Below are 24,682 nucleotides of genomic sequence, written 5' to 3'. Positions count from 1 at the left end.
GCCTGAACCAGTTGTTGAGCCTGAACCAGTTGTTGAGCCTGAACCAGTTGTTGAGCCTGAACCAGTTGTTGAGCCTGAACCAGTTGTTGAGCCTGAACCAGTTGTTGAGCCTGAACCAGTTGTTGAGCCTGAACCAGTTGTTGAGCCTGGCGCAAATGATTCTCAATTAACAGCCCACTCTGATGAAGATCCACGTACGTTGCTGCGTTGTCCACCTCAAGAACTGACAGGCGAGTGGAACCCAGAAAAGTGGGACTACTGGTTACAGACGGCTCGTGAAAGCGAGGTATTGGCACAAGATGAGCTAGCATTGGCACGACAAGGTACGATGACTGGTCAATGTAATGGCAAAGCCACGTTTTTGACCAGTGTTGATAGTAAGCATTTGCAGGTCACTTTTCAGCAATTGGCAGCTAAGCTACAACAGCAATTTACGCAAGCTGACATTGACTTGAAAATTGATAGTAGTATCATGCAGACCGAAGATAAAACCCCAGAGCGCCGACAGAAAAAACGTTTAGAGCAAGCGAAAACCGTTGCTGAAACGAAATTACTAAAAACACCAGTAATGCAGTATTTAACTGAACGCGGTGAAGGGAAAATGGGTAAAGTACAGCTGTATTGAGATTTTGGAGCAATGATTGCTCAAGATATCTAAAAGTATATTTATATATTGAACGTAGTTTTATATTAAATATCAAGGTGATAGCAATATATCACCTTGATATTTTCGTTTTTATTACGGGTCAAAATATATTTATCAAACAAGAGAGAACCATTTGATAACGATAAGATGAATGTAAAGTCGTTATAATGGTTAAGTTATATTAAAAACTGAAATGACGTTTAGGTGAGAATATGTTGGATAATTTACGCGGTATGGCTGTGTTCGCCAGTGTGGTCGGACATGGCTCTTTTAGTGGCTCAGCACGTGAGCTAGGTATTACAACCAGTGCAGTCAGTCAGCAAATTCGTTCGCTAGAGAACGAGCTTGGCGTGGTGTTGCTACATCGCTCAACTCGTAAGCTAAGCTTAACAGAAGCTGGCGAGAGCTTTTATGAAGCGGCAAAAGATGTCGTCAGTGCAGCGGAGCAAGGACGTATCAAAGTTAATCAATTGCGTGATGAGCTAGCAGGTAGCTTGCGTGTATCGACCACTCCTGAGCTTGGTGTTAATCATATACTGCCAGCACTCTCTACTTGGATGGCGGCACATGATGATCTTAGCGTCACCTATCTAGCTGACAATCATTATATTGATATGATTGATGAGCGTATTGATATTGCTATTCGCATGAGCCCATCGATTAATGATTCTAGTTTGAGCAGTCATCCATTGACCGATGTGCGCCAACTATTGGTTGCCTCACCTCAGTATTTGCGTCAGCACAGTAAGCTAAATACGCCTAAAGATTTGGCTGAGCATCAATTAATCTGTATTGAAATCATGAAAGATGCCAATCAGATCGATATGATTCAGACTGAAACTGGCAAAAAAACGCGTGTCAAAATGAACTCACGTATCTATACCAACAACGTGTTTATGGCAACGACGTTGGCTAAAGAAGGTCACGGGTTGATTAGAATGTTAGAAATGGACGTCAAAAAAGAGCTTGAAAGTGGAGAACTAGTAGAAGTGTTGACTGGCTATCAATTACCAAGCTTTGTGCTATATGCGGTCACTTTAAATCGCGACCAACAGCCAGCTAAAATTACTCGTTGTCTAGAAGTATTGAAAAAGTACTTCCATGCGAATTAAGTGTTGTTCTCACTACGCACGAAACGTTTTCAGTTAGCAGTTAGCAGTTAGCAATAAGCAGTTAGCAGTTAGCAATAAGCAGTTAGCAAAAAGCCTATAGATAATGAATCATCTATAGGCTTTTTTATTGTCTATTACTAATATTGAAGCCTGCTTTAAAATGATGGCTTTAATAGGTTGATTAAACGCTCAGCGACTTGTGTGCTTTCATCACGGCTCATGTTAAGCGGCGGTAGCAAACGTACAACATGACCACCCGTCACGTTGATGATTAGTTTTTGCTCATCACGGGCACGATCCACCAGTTGGCTACAATCCATGTCTTCAGGTAGCGCGATACCAATCATCATACCTGCACCGCGACTGCTAACGCCATGTTGGCCAAATGTATCAACGATACTTTCTCTAATGAATAAACCCTCAGTCACTGCGTTTTCCATAATATTACTATTTGCTAGCACGTCATATACGCTATGCACCACACGGCTGGCCAATGGTGTACCACCATAAGTAGAGCCATGACTACCAGCACCAAACAGACCATTAGCACGGCCACGGACCATGCACGCACCAACTGGGAAACCATTACCTAGACCTTTGGCCGTCGTCAATACATCAGGACGAGCGTTGCTGTGTTGATAAGCAAAGTATTTACCCGTACGGCCGTTACCTGTTTGCACTTCATCCAGCATAAATAGCCAGTTATGAGCGTCACATTCCGCTTGCAGCTCTTCAAGATAAGTGAAGCCATTAGCTGCAGTATTCAGGCCGCCTTCGCCTTGGATCGGCTCTACAAAGATAGCGCAGATATCATCATGTTCTTGAGCAGCTTGTTTGACAGCTTCGATATCGCCAAATGGCACACGAATAAAGTCTTCAGCTAGTGTATAAAACCCTTCGCGCGCCTTTGGATTTGCAGTAGCTGACAAAGATAATAACGTACGACCATGGAACGATTGCTCCATGACGATAACTTTTGGACGTTTAAAACCTTGTTTGTACGCGTATAAACGTGCCAGTTTTAATGCAGCTTCATTGGCTTCGGCGCCGCTATTGGCAAAAAACACGCTGTCCATTTGGGCGGTGGTACATAGTATCTCTCCAGCACGCTCTTGCCAATCGATGCCAAACAAGTTGCTCGTATGAATTAGCGTACCTGCTTGCTGCTGAATCGCGTCAGTGACTTGTGGATGACAGTGTCCTAAGCCGCATACCGCAATACCAGTCAAGGCATCTAAGTAAGGCGTGTCATCTTTGGTATAGAGCCAACTGCCTGCACCGCGTGTAAAGCTGATTGGTTGACGATTATAAGTGGGCATCAGGTAAGTAGCAGACATGTAAAACATCCTTGGTATAATAATTGAGTGAGAGTGTGGGTTATAGCTCGTCAGAAAAAGGCGTGGTTTCTGCAGGTAAGGTGTAATCTTCGTTTGCCCAAGCACCTAAGTCGATCAGCTTGCAGCGACTGCTACAAAACGGCTTATATTTATTGTCTTGCCAAGCTGTCTGGGCACCGCAACGTGGACAAGGGTAGGTCTTTGGGGGCGTATTTGCAGTAGAGTCAGTCATAAGAAAAGAGCAATGTCCTAAATGTTATTAGTATAGGTTGCATACGACACAAGCATAAAACGCATCCGTCATTTAAATTACGACGAAACGAGGCGTACTTGCTGTCGCTGTATTACTATTCAATTGGATTGACTATATAATAGCATGGGGCCGAATAATGACAAAAGACAAATGCTTTAAGGATAGTAGATGACCGACAATATTGATCTCACGCATCAGCAAGAGCGTGCCTTTCAACCACAAAAACTGTCAGCACCGCGTGACTTTATTATTCCAAATATTATTAATGACAATAAAAATGAAAAACCGTTAATGCTAGAGATTGGGGCAGGGAAGGGTAAGCATGCACTTAGCTTTGCCGCACAAAATCCTGACAAGCATCTGATAGCCATTGAACGCACGCGTAATAAATTTGAAGCATTCTCAAAATTAGCCACTTTACAAAATCTATCAAACCTAGATGCGATTCATGCGGATGCGATTGCATGGACAGTGCATGCCATTAAACCGAATAGCTTGGCTAAAATCTTCATTCTTTATCCCAATCCTGAACAGCACAATCCAAATCAGCAATGGCTGAATATGCCTTTTTTTGAGTTTTTATTATCACGCTTGCATGTGGGCGGAGAAGTGATATTAGTCACTAATATCGAATCCTATATGGACAATGCAGAATACCAAGCAACTAAAGTGTGGTGTCTACCATCAACACGTTCTCGAGTACCAGCGACCAGTCAGCGCACTCATTTCGAAGTGAAATACCTTGCCCGACAAGAAGTGTGTTGGGAGCTAAGTATTCGTAAGCCAAAGTGGTATAAGACAAGATTTGATGATTGGCAGGTAAGTGCTATAAGCGAAAAATAATAGCCTAAGTAAACATGCAAAGCTTATGTCAGTGCTCTACGATAAAGGTAATAGTATTAGATATAAAATAGCCTAAGCAGATAAAATTAAAACATTAAAAAGCCGTCACTAAAAGACGGCTCAAAATTTGCACGGTTTATAAATAAGGTTTTACGAGGCTGTTAGAGTTGGTGTGCGCATCTAAAACAGTCAAAAAGGTATATGCACCGATAAACTTGCGGCTAATAAACATAAATTCTTTTGGTGGTAGATTAAATTCAAAAGACTGCATTGCGCGTGTGGCCGTAGTAGATAAGCGTGAATGTAGTTTACTGTTAGCCCAAATATAGCGATTCTGCTCATCCAAACATTCGCTAGGAATATTAGCGTTTTTCTCAGGGTCACTAAAAGGCTCGGTAGCAAGCAAAAATAATGAGGCAATATCTGAACGAACTTTATTACTCATGCTATCGAAAAAGTCATATCCTTTCATAGCAAGGCTCATTGCTTGCTGATCATGGCGATATCCTGCGCGTAGTAGACCACGGGCAATCGTTAATAAGTTGCCATCAAATTGACGAATCGCTCCAAAATCTAGCAAAACCAATCTATCAATATCTTCTTCGTTTTCGCTCACACGCACTAAATAATTACCAAAGTTAGGATCGGTCTGCATTTCACCCCATACAAAAATCTCTTGCATCATGATTTCAATGGCCGCTTGACCAATGGCATTTCGGCGTTCATGAGGTAATAATTGTAGTGCTTCTGAGACCACAGTGATACCTGGCTCGTATGACATACATAGCAGACGTTTTTTAGAATAAGTGCGATTAATCTTAGGTACGATATAGCGCGGATCATCGATTAAACGCTCGTAAAAACGCTCTGTCGTAGCCGCTTCCGCTTCATAATCGACTTCGTGATGGAGTAGGTCACGTATTTCCTCAAACCAAGCATCGAGTGCGCGTGTTTGAGGGACGATATTACTTACTTTTAATAATCTTTTGAACAATGCAAGATCAGAGTTGATAGCATCTGCCACACCCGGATACTGAATTTTTAACACAACTTGTTCGCCAGTGGCGAGTACGGTCGCACGGTGCACTTGAGCAAGAGAAGCGGTTCCGATGGGGACAGGATCAATGTCTAGCTCGTTTAGTTTGTTGCCCAGTAACTGGCGTAATGTTTGTTCAATCGTTGGCCAAGTCAATGTCGCCGTATCATCATTAAGGGTTTGCAAAGCGCGCGTGATCTCTGGCGGCAGTATGTGCTCACCATAAATCGCTAGCATTTGACCAATCTTGACGACCGAACCTTTCAATTTACCCAGCTCTGATGCCAGATAATTTGCCTGAGTTTCCATAAACGCCTGATTACGTGCAGTACGTGCCTCTTTGTTTAAGAACATACCAGACACGCTATTACCCGCCCAACGACGACCAATATTCAAAGAAGTTTTTGCAATCGACATACGACGATCAAACCCTGAGGTTTTTAGGCTATCGATTGATTGCTTGTTGCTAAAAGGTTTAGACGTATCATTTGCCATAAGTATAATCATTCATCCAATTGGTATTGATTTGCGGGTTCGAAACCTACAATACAAGGGAGACGTGATGCACAGGTACAAAATTGTATCATATAAAGCGCGTTGGTTTTATGAGCCTGAGCTGGCCATTGATAGTTACTTTGTAAGCTAATATCTAGTGGTAACTATTGATAAATAGGTGCTTACTAATTTGAGTATGATTCATAAATACCTAGAGTTTTCTAGCAAGTTCACTGGTTATTAAAACTTAGTGAAATCTATTTATAGCCAATAGCTAAGTGTCAAAAAGATACTAAAAAATAAGACCTAGCATGATGCTAGGTCGAATAATGATATGGAGCTATAAAATACAGAGGTATTATTAATCAAACATATTGAGCGAAACCTTCGCATTATCTAAAATATTGCCTAAGACATTACTCAATATGTTTTTTAGTATGCCTTAGCTGCTAAGCCTTTTCGCGAGTGATGGCATGGTGACCAATATCACGGCGATACTGCGCACCATCGAAACTAATAGCAGCAGTGACTGCTAATGCGGCTTGCTGAGCATCAGAAATACTATCTGCTAGCGCAGTCACACATAAGACGCGCCCGCCATTTGTGACGACTTCTTTATCCTTATCGTTAGAAAATGCCGTGCCAGCATGGAAAACTTTAACAGCTTCGTCGTTGTTAGGATCTAGTTCTGGCAAGCCAGCAATCACATCACCTTTAGATGAAGTTTCAGGGTAGCCTTTTGATGCAACGACAATACCTAGAGCAGGGCGCGCATCCCATTTGGCTTCACTAGGTAATTGACCTGCCAAACCTTGTGCGACCAAATCGACCATTGATGACTGCAAACGCATTAAGATAGGCTGCGTTTCTGGATCACCAAAGCGGCAATTGAACTCGATGACATACGGGTCGCCTGCCTTATCAATCATAAGACCAGCGTATAAGAATCCAGTATAAGGATGGCCTGCGTTTTTCATGGCATCAACTACTGGTTGAATCACTTGCTGCATGACTTTGGTATGGACATCGCTGGTAACAACTGGAGCAGGGGAGTAGGCACCCATACCGCCAGTATTCGGACCAGTATCACCTTCAAAAGCACGTTTGTGATCTTGGCTGGTTGCCATTGGCAAGATGTTATCACCATCAATCATACAGATAAAGCTGGCTTCTTCACCCTGTAAAAACTGCTCGATAACCACGCGGCTGCCAGCATCACCAAACTTATTATCCGCTAACATATCGTCGATAGCTTCATGTGCTTGTTCGATCGTTTCAGCAACGATGACGCCTTTACCTGCAGCAAGACCATCTGCTTTGATAACGATAGGCGCGCCTTGCTCATCGACATAGGCTTTGGCAGCGACTGCGTCTGTAAAACCTTGATAAGCAGCGGTTGGAATGTTGTTTTGCTCCATGAACTCTTTAGCAAAAGTTTTTGAGCCTTCTAACTGTGCACAGTATGCTGTTGGGCCCCATGCTTTGATACCTGCTTCACGACAAGCATCAACAATACCCGTAACCAAAGGCGCTTCTGGACCGACAATTACCATGTCGATATCATTATTTTGACAAAACGCGATAACCGCACTATGCTCGCCTGCGTCAGCGTCGGTAGACTCTAGCGTAACGTTTTGGCATTTAGGCTCAAGGGCGGTGCCAGCATTACCAGGAGCGATGTAGACATTTTTTACATTGTCATCTTTTGCACATTGCCATGCCAGTGCGTGTTCGCGACCACCTGAGCCAACCACCAAAATATTCATCATACCTTTTGCCCTTAGCATTAAAGTTAATAGTGAGCGAGTCGTACGCTCTTAAATATGTTGGCATATTCTAACAAAAAAACGCCTTCAATTACCATGAGTATCCGTCTGCCAGCACCGAATCATCCATATCGATGTCTAAAAATGCATTGTCTCATTAGTAAAGGTTATCGACACATCGCTGATTCATGAAATGATGTTGTACACTTTAGCTCGCGCCTTATGTGCGTTACACTTCACTATATTGGTAGTATTAAATTCTGATGGCTACATATTAATAAAAAATAAGAGCAAAAAAGGAGAAAGTTTCTAACTGTTATAAAAATAAAATAAGTCGCGTGAATGGAAATACTGCACCGTTGCACCAATGATGAATATGCAGTAACAGTAGTCAATCTAAATCGATAAACTTAAATAAATAAATGTTAAACCAAATCTATAAAAAAAGGACGCAGGAAATGCCAAACTCCCTCAGTATCGCAAAAGAGCGCATTAGTCAGATAAGCGATATTGCTACCAGTTATGTACAAAAAGACAAATCACTATTTGATCATTTTATTCATAGCTATTATCAGCCGCTGCATCAAGAAACTGCAGAGGCGATTAGTAATGCTGACTTGGCGGGCATGGCGCTACATCACTTTACACTACTCAAAGCTTACGACGGCAGCAAGCCGCAGCTGACAGTACTAAACCCAGCAGCAGAAGAGCAGCACTTTCATAGCTCGCACACTGTCATTCAAATCGCAGCTTATGATAGACCATTCTTAGTTGATACGATTTTGATGAGCCTAGAAGCTGAAGGTATCGATGTTCATCGTACTTACAACATCATTATCAGTGTTGAGCGTGATGAAAATGGTGATATCACCCATATCGAAGGCGCACATGAAAGTGCCACTTCACATATGTCATTGATTCATTGTGAAATTGCTTACCAAGACAACGAAGACTTGGAAGCACTTCAACAGATGCTTATGTCAAAAATTGACACGCTTGATACGGTCGTTGGCGACTGGAAACAGATGCGTGCGCAGTTGAACGACATCAAAACGGAGCTTTCAACGAAGCCGCTACCAGAAGTATTCTACTCACAACAAGAAATCCAAGCATTTTTAGATTGGATCTTAGACGATCACTTCATATTCTTAGGGTATCGTGAATACCGCTTGGAAGGTGGTCAGTCTATCGAAGTGACTTCTGAGCCGACCGATTTGGATTTATTTGCGATTGGTAACAGTGGTCTGGGTCTATTACGTGGTTCTGAAAAAGACAAGCTATCAGAAAGCTTTAGCCAGTTGCCTAGAGGATTAAAGCAATTATTGACTGAGCCACGCGTATTAATGCTATCTAAATCAAGCCGTGTATCACCTGTGCATCGTTCAGTATATATGGACTTTTTGGGCATTCATAAGTTCGATGATAACGGTAACCTAATTGGTGAATACCGCTTTATCGGTTTGCTTACGTCACAAGCCTATCAGCTCACTGTACAGCAAATACCGCTGTTGCGCGAAAAAGCCAATAAGATTATGGCGATGGCGGACTTACCACGTGACGGTCATGCTCATCACAAGATGATGCATGTGATTAACACTTTACCGCGTGATGATTTGTTCCAAGCCAGCGTCGAAGAGCTATATCCAATTGTTTCGGGCATTACTCAACTACAAGACAAGAAGAGCTTACGTCTATTTAGCCGTATTGACCATTATCAGCGTTTTGTTTCGTGCTTGGTCTATATCCCGCGTGATAAGTTCAACACCGAGCTACGTATCAAAGTACAAAACGTCCTAAAAGACGCCTATAACGGTATGTCTTCAGGGTTTACTACTGAGTTCAATGAATCTGCGCATGCTCGTGTGCATGTCCACGTGCGTACCGTACCTGGTCAAGTAAACGACGTCAATATCGCCACACTTGAAGCCAAATTATCAGCACTCATGCAATCATGGGATGATAATTATCAAAAAATGCTCCTCGACAATGTAGGCGAGCAACAAGCCAATGCTTTAAATCGTCGTTTCTTAAACTATATTCCTGCTGCCTACCAAGAGCGTTTTGATGCTCGTACTGCAGTTGAAGACACTAAGCGTTTGGCGGGACTAACCGCAGAGCAACCGATGCTTTGGCACTTATACCAGTCGACAGGCGATGCACGTAACCAGCTCCACCTAAAGCTATACGGTCGCGAGCAACCGGTTATCTTGTCAAAAGTGCTACCAATACTTGAAAACTTTGGTGTGTCAGTTATCTCAGCACAGACTTATGAGTTTGACTTGCCAGAGCAGCCTATCTGGATGCAAGAATATGAGCTGACCTTAGAGCATGTCGATACGGTCAATATGCAAGTCGTTCGTGGTCAGTTCGAAGACAGTCTCAAGCAAATCTGGGCAGGTCGCGTTGAAAGCGATTCATTCAATGAATTGGTACTAACGACCAAGCTCGATACTTATGATGTCGTCGTATTGCGTGCATTGTCTCGCTACATGCTGCAAGCACGTGCGCCATTCTCGAGTGCTTATATTCAGCAAACTGTGGTCAAAAACAGTGATATCAGTGTCGCGTTAGGTAGTTTGTTTGATGCACGTATGAATCCTAAGTATAGCCTCGATACGCGTCAAGAAAAGGCTGCTACCATTCAAGAGCAAATCACAGCGGCGTTAGCAGATGTTGATAGCCTAGACGAAGATCGTATCTTGCGCTGGTACTTAGATTTGATCAATGCGATGGTACGTACCAACTTCTATCAAGTCGATAGTGATGGTCAGCGCAAAGATCGTCTGTCATTTAAGTTCTTGGCAGCAGACATTCCAAACTTGCCTAAACCAAAGCCAATGTTTGAGATATTTGTGTATTCACCACGCGTCGAAGCTGTACATTTACGTGGCGGCAAAGTCGCTCGTGGTGGTCTGCGCTGGTCAGATCGTATGGAAGATTTCCGTACTGAAGTACTTGGCCTTGTCAAAGCACAGATGGTCAAAAACGCAGTAATCGTCCCTGTAGGCTCTAAAGGCGGATTTATTGTAAAAACCAAGAGCATGGCTGATGGTCGTGAGGCGTTCCAAGCAGAAGGTATCGCTTGCTATCAAACATTCTTACGCGGCATGCTTGATGTCACAGACAATATTGTAGATGGTAACATTGTCCCGCCAGCCAACACGGTACGCCATGATGAGGACGACCCGTACTTGGTTGTCGCAGCAGACAAAGGTACAGCTACCTTCTCTGACATAGCCAACGCGTTAGCAGCAGAGTACAACTTCTGGCTAGATGATGCCTTTGCATCAGGTGGCTCAGTAGGGTATGACCATAAAGCAATGGGTATCACAGCTCGCGGTGGATGGGAGTCGGTCAAACGTCACTTCCGTATGCGCGGTATGGACATCCAAAACCGTGATGACTTTACGGTTGTCGGTATTGGTGACATGAGTGGTGATGTATTCGGTAATGGCATGTTGCTATCAGCGCATACTAAACTAGTTGCTGCCTTCAACCATTTACATATCTTTATTGATCCTAATCCAGATACGGCCGCCTCATACGCTGAGCGTGCACGCTTGTTTGAATTGCCACGCTCATCATGGGCAGATTATGAAGCATCATTAATCAGTCAAGGTGGTGGTATATTCTCACGCCAAGACAAAACTATCGCTATCAGTCCTGAGATGAAGTCGCTCTTCGATATCAGTGAAGACAGCCTTGCACCAAACGATTTGATCAGTGCGTTACTACGAGCACCTGTCGATCTTATCTGGAATGGTGGTATCGGTACTTATGTCAAAAGTGCAAACGAAACGCATGCTGACGTGGGCGACCGTGCGAATGATTCGCTACGTATCGATGGTAATGAGCTACGTGCAGCCGTCGTTGGTGAAGGTGGTAACTTAGGTCTAACTCAGCAAGGTCGTATCGAGTACGCTCAAACGGGCGGACGTATCTATACAGATGCAATCGACAACTCAGGCGGTGTTAACTGTTCGGATCATGAAGTCAATATCAAAATTCTACTTGGCAAAGTGGTCGAGCAAGGCGACATGACACTCAAGCAACGTAATGAGCTGCTTGAGAGTATGACTGACACCGTAGCAGAACTGGTATTACGTCAAAACTACTTGCAACCACAAGCGATTGAGCTGAGCCATATCCGTGCCGCAGCAAACCTGAGCGATCATCAGCGCTTTATTCAGATGCTAGAGAGTGAAGGGCGTCTGGATCGTGCGATTGAGTATCTACCATCAGATGAAGAGATTGCGAAGCGTCAAAAAGCGGATACTGGTCTGACCAATCCTGAACTGGCAGTTGTCTTGGCCTATGGCAAGATGTGGGTTTATGACAATCTACTCTTATCTGATTTACCAGATGATCCGTACTTTATCAATGAGCTACGTAAGTACTTCCCAGATGAGCTTGCGTCACGCTTCTTTGATGAGATGACTGAACACCGTTTGCATCGCGAGATTATCAGTACTTACTTGACCAACAGTGTGGTCAACCGTTTAGGCATTGAAGCGCTATTCCGTCTCTTTGAGGAAACCGATCAATCACTAGCCACTATCGTACGTGGTTATGCGATTAGCCGTGATGTATTCAATGTATCGCGCGCTTGGAAAGCACTTGAATCCCTAGACAATCAAGTTGAGGCGACGTTACTGCTGAACCTTGAGCTACGTCTACGTGATTCACTTGAGCGCGGTGTGGTCTGGTTCATCAATGCCTTCGGTCAAAATCTGCAAGTCGCTGATATGATTAGCCGCTTCAGTGAAAGCGTTGAAAAATTGACTAAGCCAAGTGGTTTTATCGAGCAGCAGTTTGCTCAATATCTGCAAGAAGACACCAAGCGCTTGATGCAAAAGGATCTGTCTGATAATGACGCTACGCTATTTGCGATGCTACCGTACCATGTCGATGCGCTTGATGCTGCATTGCTTGCTGAGCAATACGAGCGTCCTGTCGATGAGATTGCAACTTTATACTTTGAAGCCTACCAAGTGTTGCAGTTAGACTGGATGATGGAAAATATTGCCAGCCTACCACAGCAAGATTATTGGGATCGCCGTGCTCGCCATGCGTTAGTGAACGAGCTGTCACGCAGCTTGCGTCTATTGATGGATGCGGTACTCTCAAAACCAGATGCTAAGCAAGCATTTAGTGAATGGAGAGCAAGACACGTCGATCAGCTTGCTGCAGTCACTACAGAGATGAATAAGTTGGATGAGCTGCATAGCAACGATGAAGAAGGTCAAATCGGTCTTTCAACGTTGTCCGTATTGATGAGTGAGCTTAGTGGTTTAGTTACTAAGTAATGAAGTAATATCACTCCCAAACTGTCTCAAAAAAAACCACCGTCCTTAATGTTCGGTGGTTTTTTATTGCCTAAAAGAAAAGGTTTAAAAGTATTAAGTAGTAAAGTGATTAACCTAACTTATGATATTTTTTCACTGACGACTTTATGACACCCTTGGCCACTAATTCGGCTAAATCCGCCCGAGAGCTTCTCGACTTTAATCTGGGTTAAAATGCGATCTTTTAGCGCCTGAACATGGGATATCACCCCGATTAGTTTGCCTTCTTGCTGTAGATTGGTCAGCGTATCAAGTGCAATGTCTAAAGATTCCTCATCCAACGTACCAAACCCTTCATCCAAAAATAGCGAATCCACACGTATATTTTGGCTGGCCATCTGTGATAGCCCTAGTGCTAATGCTAGGCTAATGATAAAACCTTCGCCGCCTGAGAGGTTTTTAGTGCTGCGAATTTCACCGCCCTGATAATTATCAATGACATTCAGCTCAAGTGGACTATTATCATCACGGGCCAGCAAATAGCGATCGCTCATTTTTTGCAGCTGCGTATTGGCGTGAGTGACCATAAGGTCAAAGGTTAGCCCTTGAGCAAAAGTACGGAACTTTTTGCCATCAGATGAACCAATCAATTTATGCAATTGTTGCCAAACTTGCAGTTTGTCCTTTTGAGCAGTGATAGCATCAAGCTGTGCCTGTTGGGTGGTTTTTTTGTCTTCATTGTCCTTTAGACGCTGACTGATTGCACCGATTGACTCAATTCGTTTGTTAAATTCATCTTGGGCTTGTGATTGCTGTTGGGTAAGCGTTTCTCTATCGTCTACTGTCAGCGGATTGGCTTGTTTATCTGCAAGTGTTTTTTGTGTTGCATCCAATAAAGATTGCGCTTGCTTTAGGGCATAATCGATATGCTGTTGCTGCTGTCTAAGTGCGTTACGCTCATCTATGGGCAGGTGCGCCGCCAAAAATTCTGCTTCCGTATCAAAGCTAGAGGTGGCAAGTGTGTTATTAAATGCAGTATGTTGCGTTTCTAAGGTTTGCGTAGCTGCTTCGATACGATTGGCTAAGTTTTCTTGCTGCTTTATGAGCTGTTGCAAATTATACGTCTCTTTATCCAGTTGTCGTTGGGCAACACTGTGCGCCTCTTGTGCTTGCTCTAGAGTGTCTCTAAGCGTACGCTCAGCTGCTTCTAGGTCGGCCGCCTCAAAAACCTCTGCGCGTTCGTCTTGAAACTGGGTTAGTGCAGCTATTTGTTTATTCTTCGCTTGCATTAGACTGTTAAGCGAATCGGTATCTTTTTTTAGCTGTGCTTCTTTATTCTCAATATATGCTTTTATGCGTTCAAGGTCGCTCTGTATTGTCTGCTGTTTGTCCTTATCTTCAGCGAAAGCGTCTTTTAGCTGTACGAGGGCGCGGCGCTGCTGACGTAGTTCTTCAAGATAACTATCATAATCTGCATTGCTCAGAATTTTTTGCTGTTTAATGCTAGCCGATAACAACTGTAGGTTCTCGGGCGCACGTTGCAAGGTGCTCAGCGCCTCTGTCGGATAGCTACTGGCAGCATAAGGGTCAATACGCTGCAAAATGGCGGTAATGAGCGTTTGTAGTTCAGCAAAGTTCTCTGTGATTTTATTATCAATACTCGTTATATTACTTTCGGTAATGGTGATTTTGTATCTCTGCTCAGTGATATCATTTGCTAGTACTTGCTGGTCTTGTGACGCCGTCTCTAGCGTCTTACGCAAACGGCTCATATCTTCAAGAAGTCTGTCGTAGAGTGCTAACGAATCTTTGATACGGTCTTTATATATCGCTAATTTTTTTTTGCTGGCGGTAAGCACTGGCAAGATATCGTTATCACTACCCAACGCCAGTAACGGTTGTATCAAGTTGGCAATAGTACTGTCAGCTAAGTTTTCATCATTCATCTGCTGGCTGATGACATACAGCAGTTCTGTTATGGCGGTATCATGCTGCTGTATTTGCGCAGTGAGTTCAGCTTGCTGATTTTTTTTACTCGCAAGCGTACTTTGTTTACTTGCCTGCTCAATCTGCTGGGCAGTGATGCTTTTATTCAGCTCGGTAATTTGTTCATCTAAAACACTAATATACTGCGCTAATTGGGAGTTTTCGTCATCGGGTAAAAGGTGCGGGTGATTTTGAGCGTAAGGGTGCTCAAGCGCACCGCATAGAGGACAAGGTGTACCGTCTTGTAAATCGGCAATATAGTTCTCTAGCGCCGCAACCTTTTGTTGTAGTTGTAGCTGATTCAATTTGTCTTGGTGCTTTTCTTGCGTACTTTTGAGGCTTGCTTTTTTCGTTGTAATCAACTTTTCATAGCCATTGATTTCACTCTCTAGCTGCTCGATGTGACTGGTGATTTGTATCACTTGTGCGTTAAGGTCACGGCGCTGCTGGTCATGAAAGCGCAGCTGATCGAGCTGCTGGCTAGTGCTGTCTATCTGCTCTTGTGTCTCACGCATCTGTGTGACCGATTGCGCTTGAATCAGCTCGCTTTGTGCTTTTTTTAGTGCGATTAATTGCTTTTGGGTGACTTCATTTTTATCACTTTGTGCTTGTTGGCGTTGCTGTTGTACTACCAATGCGGTTTTGTATTCTTCTAATTCACGTGTTTGGCGTATCTTGTCTTGCGAAAGCACTGAATTTTGATGTATTACCGCTTTTAGGCGACTGCACTTTTCATCAAAAATGGCAATATCGCCGTCTAAATAGCTTAAATTATCCGTACCGGTAAGTTTTTCGGTCAATTGCGCGCTTTGGTTTTCTTTATCTATGGCAATGCTTTTTTGCGCGGCAATATTTTCAAGCAGTTGCTCAGCGTCTGCCTGAAGTGTATCATGTCTGACACGTGTATCGTTTAAAGCGCGACGTTGCTGGTCAATCTCGTTGTCGAGGTCACGTGCTTTCTGAATTTTAGGCCGTGCAATTTGCATTGTGTTTTCTGCATCTTGACGCTGTGTTAGTTGCTTCTCTAGCTGTGTGCGAGCGCTTTTTGTGAGTGCTTGCTGCTTAGGTAAGTCATATTCGAGCTGCGCTTTTTCTCGGCTTAATTCGTTAACGTGCTTGCGGGTAGATGATAACTCACCAAACTGACTATCAATCTCCAACGCTTTATTAGCAGCGATTAAGCGTTTGGCACTAGGGATGAAGTCTTGCTGAGCCTGCTGAGCCTGCGCTAGATCATTTTGATAAGTATTCAGTTTTTCTTTTGATTCTGTGATGCTATCTAGCCACTTTATCTTTTCGGCCAAATCTTGAATGGTCTGCTGCTGTTCACTTTGAGCACTTTGATATGACTGCAAGTCCGATTTTAACTGACTTTCTTCATCGGTATTTAAAAGCATCAACCCGTCTAAACCGTATTGCAGCTTATTAAGAATTTCTTCCTCGGTACGTTTCTTATCATGAACCTGTGTTGAGATGGTAGCGTAAATATCAGTGCCAGTGATTTTCTCTAAAATATCTGCGCGTTCATCAGCCTTTGCCTTTAGAAATGCTGAAAAACTGCCCTGAGCTAGCAATATAGAGCGAGTGAACTGTTGAAAATCCATCCGAGTCAGTTCAATGATCTTGTTTTTGGTATGCTTTAAGGTACTCTCTAACAGCTCATCCTCTTTTGACGAGTCATCAACGTTTATCTTAGCGATTTCATGAGTCGCATCTTGCAGATTGCCATCTGCTTTATTGTAAGCACGGCGCTGGCCCCAGCGGCAGCGATACTGCTCACCATTTAAGTCAATCACTACTTCAGCGAAACACTCTGCCGTCTGCCGCGTCATCACCTCATTACTGCTCTTACTGATACTATTAATCCTTGGCGTCTCACCATATAGCGCTAAGCAAATAGCATCCAATATGGTGGTCTTGCCAGCACCTGTTTGCCCAGTGATAGCAAAGATACCTTCATTGGTAAAGGCAGTATCAGCAAAATCAATATGCCATTCGCCTTTTAGGGAGTTGAGGTTTTTTAGTCTGAGTTCGATTAGGCGCATGGATAAGTCTTAATATTAGTAATAGCCGCAACTGCGAAAAATTGAGGAAGATAAGGAAGTGTGGTCATGATATGTCGCTTATATCATTCCGCCTGTTTGTCTTCATGAAGTAAGTTATAAAGTATCTGGCCATAGGCATCGCGCAATGAGTCTTTTTGTGAGTCAGGTATGTCATTGATCGTCAAACAGCGCTCAAACACTTCCATCTCATTTAAGTCCTGCAAGTTCTCAGATGTTTGCTGCTGATTGAGGACTTTATTATAAGTACGAGTGTTTTTTATCTTAAGCACTTCACATGGCAACCCTTCTACCATTGCTTGCACTTGCTCACGCAAATCACTGACGATTTCGTCACCTGTATAGACAATCTCTAGCCAAATAGAGTCCGATTGTGTAAGCGCTTGAATGGTTTGTTCAATTGTGGTTAGGTCACCAGATATTTGCGCCAATTGTTGGAACTTTGGAATGGGTAGGGATACTACTTGCATCTGATTAGCGTCATCGCGATGTAGAATTTTATTGCTATTCACGGCGTCAGTAGAAGTTTCTCGAATGCTTTTATATTGCTCAGGCTGAATAGGAGTATTTTCTACGACAGTAGATTTTTTAACTTCCTCATCTTCTAATGGCTCATCAAAGCCAAACAAGTCATCCATGAAAGGCAGTTCCTGACTAGACACTTTTTTAGCGGTTTTTTCTGCTAATTTATCTACTGATTTTTTCACTTGGGCGACTTCAATGTCAGCAGCTGTATCGATAGCATGAGGAGTAATACTATCAGGTGCGACGTTTAACCCTAAAATGTCGTTATCAAAATGCTCTGCGGCACCAAACTGTACCAGCAATACTTGCTTTTGCTGTTTGGCCTCTCCGAAACCCATCGCGATAGGTGAGCCTGAATAGCGAATACTCTCACGACCGCCAACACGCTGCGGTACGTGCAAATGCCCAAGAGCGACATAATCAAAGCCATCATTGAACATATCGGCAGATATTTTACCTAGTGAGCCGACATAGAGCTCGCGTACACCGTCATCCTCAGTTGTTTTGCCACCAGACGCGAATAGATGCCCTGTGGCGATGATAGGAATATATCGCTGATGCGTTTTGTTTAAGTCAGCTTGCTTAGTCTTCGCAATGTCTGCGACATTGTCATAATGCTCGCAAATACCAGCGATAACATTGGCGTCTTTGCTATCTGCGGACTCGCCAGCGCTACTGCTACGTACATCCCGATCGCGCAAATAGGGTACAGCAGCAATAATACAATGAGGGTTGTTGTTGTCGTCATCACCCAAGACCAATACTTCATCTTCCAAGTCATTACAAGCAGTGCCAATCACATGGACGTTCAAAAACTTAAGCACATTGCTTGGTGCGTCTAAAAATGTCGGTGAGTCATGATTACCTGCGACAATAACCACATGCTGACAGCAGGAGCGTGAGACCTTACCCAAAAACTCATAATACAGCGCTTGGGCTTTATTGCTTGGGGTCATGGTATCGAAGATATCACCTGCGACGATCAATATATCTACTTGCTGTGCGCTGATGGTGTCTTGTAGCCAATGCAGGAATAACTCAAACTCTTCATAGCGAAGACGCCCATATAGGCGTCGCCCCAAGTGCCAGTCTGAGGTATGCAATATGGTCAAAGGTTTCATTTGCGTGGTCAAAGAAGAAGACAAGCTAGCATCAGGTATGGGCATAAGTAGACTATGATTATGAGCAGTAGAAAGTCTTCATTCTAGCAAGAATCGTTGAGATTTGCGCTGTTGCCAAAAGAAAACCCTACCAATAATATACTGGTAGGGTTTTCTTCTTATTTGAGACTCATCGTTTTGCAGGTTAGCAGTAAGCGCTAGTCAACAATCAATTGCTCCAGACCATCTCCTTGCTGTGTTGCAAGATTTGCGACCATTGATAGGGCATGTGCTTGTTGGTCTATCGGTTGTTTTACTGCTTCACCTCTTGAGCCTTCACGCAACCAATTTTTAGCTATATCATCGCTGTTTTGACTGTGCTGCTGATTTTGTAAATTATACCAAGCCAAATCATGATGCAAGCTGACCACGTCGCCCATGATGAGAAGGGCAGGCGTTGGCAATTGTGCTTGTTCTTGTTTGGCAACAATCGTTGCAAGCGTACCTGTCAATACTTGCTGATTGGACATACTCGCATTAGAGACGATAGCAATCGGCGTCTCGCTACTACGACCAGCGTCAACCAAGCCTTCAGTCAAACGTGCCAGCGAGTGCAGACCCATATAAAATACGACCGTCTCATCAGTATTTAAGAAACTCTTAAAGTTACTGTTAGGTGCACCAGCTTTCAAAAATCCTGTCACAAAACGCACTGATTGTGAATGGTCACGGTGAGTGAGCGGAATGCCTGCATAGCTAGCAGCGGCATTGGCTGCAGTGATACCCGGTACGACTTGATATGGCACATTATGTGCCCGCAGGCTTTCGATCTCTTCGCCGCCACGTCCAAAGATAAATGGATCGCCACCTTTTAAGCGCACCACACGGCGACCTTGTTTGGCATGATTGACGAGCAGCTCATTGATGCCTAATTGCGCAACTGTATGATTGCTGCGTTTTTTACCGACGAATACTTTGTCAGCATCACGGCGGCATAAGTCTAAGACCTGCGGTGAGACTAAAGCATCATAAAACACCACGTCCGCTTGTTGCATTAGACGCAGTGCTTTAAAGGTTAAAAGTTCTGGATCACCAGGGCCTGCGCCCACAATGTAGACTTCACCAACGGCTGGTAAGCTTTTTTCTGACTCATCCGGTGCGACGTTCTTGATGGCATCTGACTCTCTAACCGAGTCTGTATCGTCGCTTTTCTTACTGATAGCAGCGGCAGTACTATCCAAATCAGCTTGCAGTTGTGCAGTCGCTTCAGTTTCATTACCGGCGAACATTAGCTGACTGACTTGGCCTTCAAATGCGCGCTCCCAAAACTGACGACGGCCAGTAAGCGTTGGTATCTTGGCTTTTACCTCACTGCGGAATTCACCTGCCAGCTTGGCTAATTTTCCATAGCCTTGCGGGATTAATGTCTCAAGGCGTGCCCGTAATAGACGTGCCAATACTGGCGCTTTACCATTTGATGAGATACCAATCACAATGGGATTGCGATCGATAATGGCTGGAAAGATAAAGTCACATAAATGCGGGGTATCGACCACATTGACTGGAATGTTTAGCTCAGTCGCATCTGCATGAATTTGGTGGTTCAGCGTCTCATCGTCAGTCGCGGCAATGATTACCCGTGCGCCTGACATATAGGTTTTATTATAGTTCTCATAGATAAATTCATGTTTGCTGTCAGTGAGTAAGGCTTGTAGCTCGTGGCTGATATCGGGTGCAAGTATAGTGATACAGGCGCCTGCACGGCTGAGCAAGTCCGCTTTACGCAGTGCCACTTCGCCGCCGCCCACGATAAGCACTTTACGGTCTTCTAATTTAAAAAATAGCGGGAAGGTGTTCATAATGTCACCATATATTTAATTGTTTATTATAAAAGGTAGAAAAGATATAAGGAATGTCGCCATTATGAGGTATCACAGGCACACTCTCACCTAGTGAATTGGCATTAGTATATTCGTTTTTGTCATGTTAATGATGGTTTTTTGTTAGAAAGGGAATAGATTTTATGAGATATGATAGGCGTACTAGAGGTTTAGAAGGGCATAATTTTATATTTTTTAATTCAGAACAATTATGAAGGCATCATAATGAGTCAAAACAATACGTTTAATAGACTAAAAAAATCAAGTACTGTCTTTTTCGGACTTATTTTAGGGTTGCTAGTTAGTTCAGATGTACTAGCAGAATGCGCGTTGGCTGAAGGTTATAAGTTACCAAATGGGGTTGTATTTGATGAACACTGTGAGTTTGATGGTGAACTCGCGCCCGTAATAAAAGGTAGTAAGTATGGATTCATCGATAAGCAAGGTGTGATAAAAATACCAACACAGTATGACTTTCCAATTGCTTTTGTAGAAGGTCTAGCAAGTGTTCATAAGGACAACTTATCCGGATACATTAATATGCAGGGTGAAGTTGTTATACCTCTCAAATACAGCCTTACTTATCCATTTGAATATGGTTTAGCTGTGGTTGGGATAGATAATAGAAGAGGAGTCATTGATAAACAGGGACAGATAATTATTCCGATAATGTACGATGATTTAATGGGTTTTAATGAGGGTTTATCTGCAGTTGAGAACGAAGGGAAGTATGGATACATTGATATTAATAATAAGTTAGTTATTCCTTATGAATATGATTCTACTATTTCCTTTACAGACAGAAGGCCTAGCAGCGGTTGAAAAAAATGAAAAGTTCGGATTTATAGATAGGCTAAATAATATCGTGATACCCATTGAATATTATAGTGTGACTTGGTTTTCAGGTGGTTTAGCCGTCGTTAATAATGATGATAAGTTTATGATCATTAATAGGTCGAATCAAGTAGTCAAAGAGCTAGACTATGCAATGGTCTTCCCCTTCATTAACGGATTAGCACTTGTCTATGATAACGGTAAGCATGGATTTATTGACAAAAATGGTGATGTAGCAATTGAATTAAACTATGATGACATTCCATTTATTGATCCTTTTAAAGATGGTACCGCCTATGTCAAAAAAGATGGTGAATGGTTCTACATTAATAGACAAGGTAAACGTGTAGAAAAAAAGTTTTAAGTCCAATGAAAAACTGAAAAAAGCCCTTTCTTAAATAAAAGAAAGGGCTTTTCAAATTCATAAACAGCTGAAATTACAGCTGAGTATGCAAGCCACACTCACGGCTTTCTTCTACTTTCGTTGGATCAAAGTAGTCATGCTCGTTTGGCAAGTTGTGCTCATCTAAGTACACGTCTAGATCAGCATCTGTTTTTTCAAACAATGGCGCTACCTTTAGTACGCCGTCTTTTGATAAGCTAAGTACATCAAGACCTTGGCGGAACTCAGTTTGGTCTTTACGAATAGCATTGAACCACACATCTGGTTTTAGCTCAGCAAGGGCGCGGCGGAATGGCTCAAGTTTCACTTGTTCAGTGAACTCGCCATGTTGCGGGTTGTCAATGCCTGGGATGCCATTCATGGTGGCGTCACGATGGGCAGCGGTTTGTTTTGGAATATACGTCACGACGTTGAGATCAAGATCACGAATCAATTTGTTGGCAAACTGATAGGTCGCATCGGTGTTATAGCCTGAATCTACCCACAATACCGTGATGTCAGGGCGCTGCTTGGCAACCAAATGCAAGATCGCTGACTCATAAGGACGGAAGTTGGTGGTGATGATTGGGTTTTTGGCTTGCGTCAATGCCCACTCAACGATTTGCTCAGGTGATTTACCTTGCAAATCTTGGTTTGCTTGGTCGATATCTAGGTTTGGGTGTAATTGGCTCATAATACATTCCTTAATAATTGTTAATATAAAAATAGCGATTTGATAGTGAATAATAAAATCAGTTTTTTGAGAACATCGGTAATGCTGAAGCGTCTCGACCATCATAGCTACTGGCTAGGGCAGTGAAGGCTTGGCTAATATCAGATTTAGCATCATGCTCATTGAGTACAAAGCTAGTAGCACCAGCGCGCAGCAAATAAGCGATTTGATCACGACCAAACGCGCCTGCCATGCGAATATCACCTTCATAACCAAGCTGACGCAGGGTCTGTGCAAAACTAAAACCGCGACCATCCACAAAACTTGGGACATGAATGACGATCAAGTCTTGCGTCAATAAAAATTCTTTTACATCAGACAGATCATCAGCATCGGTGTTGGATGTGATCCACACACCCAATCGGCTGCTGTGCTGCTTGAGGATATCCAATACTTGCTCTAGCAAACCGTTTGCCAGTTTTCCATCAGCATTTAATAAATCTGCTAGTGGGACAAGTACATCAACTTTTTCTTGTTTGTGTAACAGCTCAAGTAAGGTCAGGCTTGATAACGCGATACCGTCAGGCAGCTGCGCTGTCGCTAGCGCTTGCCAATTATCTTCGCCACTGATGTCTGCGCCATGGCTATCAAGCACATGATGATTAGCCATAGACCTTCTCCTTAAAGGGGGCGATACCAACGCGGTCAATCACGTCACCAAAACCCTCAACATCTTGTTCGTTAGTGCCGCGTATATCGAGATACACATCTAAAATGGTTTGTAGCGTGCTGGCCACATCATCCGCTGGCACCGCTTTTCCTAAGATTTTGCCCAATTTGGCGTCATTACTAGAGTTACCGCCAAGGCTAATCTGATACCAGTGCTCGCCTTTTTTGTCCACACCCAAGATGCCGATATCACCTGTGTGATGATGGGCGCAAGCATTCATGCAGCCTGACATGTTTAGGCGAATATCACCAAGATCATACAAGTAATCTAAATCATCAAACTGCTTTTCGATTTGCTCAGCGATATTGTGCGTAGTCGCATTGGCCAGTGAGCAATAATCCCAACCTGGGCAGACAATCATGTCGGTTAAGGTGTTGATATTGGCGCGTGCTAAATGCAAATCTGATAGCTGCTGCCACAATTCATAAAGCTCATTGGTTTGCACATCAGCGAATACCAGATTTTGCTGATACGTACCGCGCAATTCACCAAAGCTATAACGATCAGACAAATCGGCAAGCGCATCCATTTGCGCATTACTCAAGTCACCTGATGGCACATAACGACCGTCCACCAGTCCGGCTTTTAAAGAGATCACTACCGCACGGTAACCGTCCACCTTATGTGCCACGGTGTTTTGCTTATACCAATCAGCGAAATCTTTATTGTCTGCCAATTGTGCTTGCAACTCTGATTGTACTGCGAGCGCATCAAATGACTGATAATCAGGCATGCTAAAATAGCTGGCAGCGGTGTCAAAATTGTCATCCGTCAAGGTCAGCGGACCGTCTTTGGTGTGCACCTCCCACTCAGCCTCCACCAATTTGCCAAACTGATCGCCGCCTAAGCTGTCGACCAAAATTTTAATACGGGCTTTGTACTTGTTATCACGGCGACCATGCAAATTATAGACGCGCAAAACCGCATCAAGATAACTGAGTAAATGCTCGCGCGGTAAAAACTTGCGAATCGTTTTACCAATAATAGGCGTACGTCCTAAGCCACCACCAACGATCACTTCAAAGCCAAGCTCGCCTGCGTCATTGGTAACGACGTGCAGACCCACATCATGTACTTGCGTTGCCGCACGATCCGCTTCGGTACCGATCACTGCAATTTTAAATTTACGTGGTAAAAAAGCAAACTCAGGATGAAAGGTTGACCACTGACGGATAATCTCACAATAAGGGCGTGGGTCAGCAATTTCTTCTTTATGGATACCCGCATAAGGATCCGTTGTCGTATTACGGATACAGTTACCTGAGGTTTGGATGGCATGCATCTGTACTGTCGCAAGCTCAGCCAAAATGTCTGGCACTTCTTCTAGTTTTGGCCAGTTCAGCTGAATATTGGTACGGGTGGTCATGTGCCCATAGCCTTTATCATACTTACGGGTAATCTCAGCCAATTTGCGTAGCTGATAGCTGGCAAGCAAGCCGTAAGGAATGGCGATACGGAGCATAGGCGCATAACGCTGGATATACAAGCCGTTTTGCAATCGCAGTGGTAAGTACTGCTCCTCGGCAAGCTCACCTGCCAAAAACCGCTCGGTTTGGTCGCGAAATTGGGCAACTCGTTCCTCTACCAAAGTCTGGTCAGCGTAATTATATTGATACATGACGTAATCTCAGTTTTGTTTTTAATCTTAAAATCAGCGACGAAAATGATTTGCGTGTGTAATAGGTTTTATTGCCGTTCGCAATGTAAATAATTCAGCTATACATCATATAAGCTTG

General features: G+C 43.5%; 15 protein-coding genes and 1 pseudogene. 6 read left to right on the top strand and 10 right to left on the bottom strand.

The genetic code is table 11. The features are described 5' to 3' along the window. Positions 1 to 625, top strand: a pseudogene (locus JMX07_RS07460) (DNA polymerase III subunit gamma/tau); the annotation flags it as partial. A gap of 233 nt (positions 626 to 858) precedes the next feature. After that, positions 859 to 1,758: a LysR family transcriptional regulator gene (locus tag JMX07_RS07455; protein ID WP_201607194.1), complete on the top strand. Its 900-nt coding sequence runs from the start codon at positions 859 to 861 to the stop codon at positions 1,756 to 1,758. A 155-nt stretch (positions 1,759 to 1,913) separates the two neighbouring features. Here JMX07_RS07455 and JMX07_RS07450 read toward each other — a convergent pair whose 3' ends face one another. Together JMX07_RS07450 and JMX07_RS07445 are read right to left on the bottom strand one after the other, a co-directional pair. Continuing rightward, complete coding sequence (locus JMX07_RS07450; protein ID WP_201607193.1) at positions 1,914 to 3,095, bottom strand: aspartate aminotransferase family protein; 1,182 nt, start codon at positions 3,093 to 3,095, stop codon at positions 1,914 to 1,916. Positions 3,096 to 3,135: 40 nt separating this feature from the next. Continuing rightward, positions 3,136 to 3,327, bottom strand: a complete 192-nt coding sequence (locus JMX07_RS07445) for a DNA gyrase inhibitor YacG (protein WP_201607192.1) — start codon at positions 3,325 to 3,327, stop codon at positions 3,136 to 3,138. Between the two features lie 189 nt (positions 3,328 to 3,516). Between JMX07_RS07445 and JMX07_RS07440 the strand changes: the two genes are divergently transcribed. Continuing rightward, positions 3,517 to 4,191: a DUF938 domain-containing protein gene (locus JMX07_RS07440; protein ID WP_201607191.1), complete on the top strand. Its 675-nt coding sequence runs from the start codon at positions 3,517 to 3,519 to the stop codon at positions 4,189 to 4,191. Between the two features lie 136 nt (positions 4,192 to 4,327). On the opposite strand, the gene JMX07_RS07435 is transcribed toward JMX07_RS07440, so the two are convergent. Beyond that, on the bottom strand, positions 4,328 to 5,722 hold the full coding sequence (locus JMX07_RS07435) for an ABC1 kinase family protein (RefSeq protein WP_201572515.1): 1,395 nt from the start codon (positions 5,720 to 5,722) through the stop codon (positions 4,328 to 4,330). Positions 5,723 to 6,171: 449 nt separating this feature from the next. Then, the gene (gene purD / locus JMX07_RS07430) at positions 6,172 to 7,488 is read right to left on the bottom strand and encodes a phosphoribosylamine--glycine ligase (RefSeq protein ID WP_201607202.1); all 1,317 of its coding nucleotides are present in this window, start codon (positions 7,486 to 7,488) and stop codon (positions 6,172 to 6,174) included. 458 nt (positions 7,489 to 7,946) lie between these two features. On the opposite strand from purD, the gene JMX07_RS07425 reads away from it, so the two are divergent. Then, complete coding sequence (locus tag JMX07_RS07425; RefSeq protein ID WP_201607190.1) at positions 7,947 to 12,794, top strand: NAD-glutamate dehydrogenase; 4,848 nt, start codon at positions 7,947 to 7,949, stop codon at positions 12,792 to 12,794. Between the two features lie 119 nt (positions 12,795 to 12,913). Here JMX07_RS07425 and JMX07_RS07420 read toward each other — a convergent pair whose 3' ends face one another. The 3 genes from JMX07_RS07420 to cysG form a co-directional block, all read right to left on the bottom strand. Continuing rightward, positions 12,914 to 16,804 carry an AAA family ATPase gene (locus JMX07_RS07420; RefSeq protein ID WP_201607189.1) on the bottom strand — a complete coding sequence of 1,297 codons (3,891 nt, stop codon included), beginning with the start codon at positions 16,802 to 16,804 and terminating at the stop codon, positions 12,914 to 12,916. Positions 16,805 to 16,887: 83 nt separating this feature from the next. Continuing rightward, positions 16,888 to 18,513 (bottom strand): exonuclease SbcCD subunit D C-terminal domain-containing protein, encoded by a 1,626-nt coding sequence (locus JMX07_RS07415; RefSeq protein WP_201607188.1) that lies wholly within the window; start codon positions 18,511 to 18,513, stop codon positions 16,888 to 16,890. Between the two features lie 152 nt (positions 18,514 to 18,665). Next, on the bottom strand, positions 18,666 to 20,306 hold the full coding sequence (gene cysG, locus JMX07_RS07410) for a siroheme synthase CysG (RefSeq protein WP_201607186.1): 1,641 nt from the start codon (positions 20,304 to 20,306) through the stop codon (positions 18,666 to 18,668). Positions 20,307 to 20,552: 246 nt separating this feature from the next. On the opposite strand from cysG, the gene JMX07_RS07405 reads away from it, so the two are divergent. Together JMX07_RS07405 and JMX07_RS13675 are read left to right on the top strand one after the other, a co-directional pair. Then, a complete protein-coding gene (locus JMX07_RS07405; RefSeq protein ID WP_201607184.1) occupies positions 20,553 to 21,149 on the top strand; it encodes a WG repeat-containing protein in 597 nt (198 codons plus the stop codon). Further along, the gene (locus tag JMX07_RS13675) at positions 21,097 to 21,525 is read left to right on the top strand and encodes a WG repeat-containing protein (protein WP_201607182.1); all 429 of its coding nucleotides are present in this window, start codon (positions 21,097 to 21,099) and stop codon (positions 21,523 to 21,525) included. Before JMX07_RS07405 ends, JMX07_RS13675 begins: the two co-directional genes overlap by 53 nt. 73 nt (positions 21,526 to 21,598) lie before the next feature. Here the strand turns inward: JMX07_RS13675 and JMX07_RS07395 are convergent, their stop codons facing one another. From JMX07_RS07395 to JMX07_RS07385, 3 genes are read right to left on the bottom strand one after another with little or no spacing between them, the layout of a single operon-like run. Continuing rightward, positions 21,599 to 22,237: a phosphoadenosine phosphosulfate reductase family protein gene (locus tag JMX07_RS07395; protein ID WP_101205909.1), complete on the bottom strand. Its 639-nt coding sequence runs from the start codon at positions 22,235 to 22,237 to the stop codon at positions 21,599 to 21,601. Positions 22,238 to 22,295: 58 nt separating this feature from the next. Further along, on the bottom strand, positions 22,296 to 22,886 hold the full coding sequence (locus JMX07_RS07390; RefSeq protein ID WP_201607181.1) for a DUF934 domain-containing protein: 591 nt from the start codon (positions 22,884 to 22,886) through the stop codon (positions 22,296 to 22,298). Beyond that, positions 22,879 to 24,564, bottom strand: a complete 1,686-nt coding sequence (locus JMX07_RS07385) for a nitrite/sulfite reductase (RefSeq protein ID WP_201607180.1) — start codon at positions 24,562 to 24,564, stop codon at positions 22,879 to 22,881. Before JMX07_RS07385 ends, JMX07_RS07390 begins: the two co-directional genes overlap by 8 nt. Positions 24,565 to 24,682: the final 118 nt, after the last annotated feature.

The organism is Psychrobacter immobilis (assembly GCF_904846235.1).
Lineage (GTDB): Bacteria > Pseudomonadota > Gammaproteobacteria > Pseudomonadales > Moraxellaceae > Psychrobacter > Psychrobacter immobilis_C.
Note: the sequence above shows the minus strand (reverse complement) of the source record. Positions and strands in the feature narration are given on the sequence as shown.